This window comes from Rhizobium sp. BK060, from assembly GCF_014193145.1.
GTDB lineage: Bacteria > Pseudomonadota > Alphaproteobacteria > Rhizobiales > Rhizobiaceae > Rhizobium.
In genome coordinates, this window is the sequence record NZ_JACHYW010000057.1 from 3,084 (window position 1) to 4,305 (window position 1,222).

The 1,222-nt window shown below is 65.9% G+C and carries 1 protein-coding gene; it reads right to left on the reverse strand.

The window, feature by feature from the left end:
* Positions 1-1,143 (reverse strand): ABC transporter transmembrane domain-containing protein (locus FHT71_RS31000; protein ID WP_246718118.1); only part of this gene is annotated, 1,143 nt, incomplete at its 3' end.
* Positions 1,144-1,222: the final 79 nt, after the last annotated feature.

Sequence of the window (1,222 nt, forward strand, 5' to 3'; positions counted from 1 at the left end):
CGGCCAGATGCCGAGGATCGAGCGCGCCAGCGTCGTCTTGCCACCCCCCGACGGGCCGATCAGCCCGAGCGCCTGGCCGGCCTTCAGCGTGAAGCTCACTTCGCTCAACAGCACCGCCCCGGTCGTCGGCGCCACCGTCGTGATGGTGTCGACCGTCAGGCTCTCATGCGGCGCCGGCAGCTCGACATAGTCGCTCTTGTCGTTCAGCACCGCCAGCGTCTCGTTCAGCCGCTGATGGCTGCGCCTGGCGCCGACCACGCCCTTCCACTGGGCGATCGCCAGATCGACCGGCGCCAGCGCGCGCGCCGTGACGATCGACGAGGCGATGATCGAGCCCGACGACAGCTCGCCGCGGATCGCCAGATACGCCCCCAGCCCGAGGATCGCCGACTGCAGCATCATGCGCAGCACCTTCGACAGGCCCGACAGCGTGCCGCCGACATCGGACGTCTTCGTCTGACAGTCGAGGTGGCGACGGTTGGCCTTCTCGAAGCGATCGACGGCCCGCCCGGTGATCCCCATCGCATGCATGATGTCGCTGTTGCGGGCATTCGAATCGGCCACCGAATTGCGTGCCACCGAGGCCTTGATCATCGACTGCGAATGCCGCCTGGTCAGCACCTCGGCGATAACAGTCAGCAGCGTCAGCACCACCGCGCCCCCGACCGTCAAAAGCCCCAGCATCGGATGCAGCAGCCAGACGAACACCAGGTAGATCGGCATCCATGGCAGGTCGAACAGCGCCACCGGACCCTGGCTCGACAGGAAGCCGCGCAGCGTGTCGACGTCGCGGCCGCGCTCCATCGCCTCCGAGGTCGAGTAGCCGTAGCGCGGCATCTCGATCACCACCTTGTGGGCGATCGGCGCCAACTCCGCATCCAGCCGCGCGCCGAGCCGGATCAGGATCTGCGAGCGGATGATGTCGAACATCCCCTGGAACAAATAGAGGCTGATCGCCAGGATCGACAGCGCCACCAGCGTCGAGATCGAGCCGCTGGTCAGCGCCCGGTCGTAGATCTGCAGCATGTAGAAGGCGCCCGTCAGCGCCAGGATGTTGATGATCCCCGACAGCCCGAACAGATAGACAAGGATGCCGCGCAATCCCGTGATCTTGTACTGCGGCTCGCTCTTCTTCTTGGTCATCGCACGTCCCCACATCGGCGCATCGAACCCAGGACATCACCCGTCGCCTGGACCCGGCGCATTGAACAGATAAGTCCCC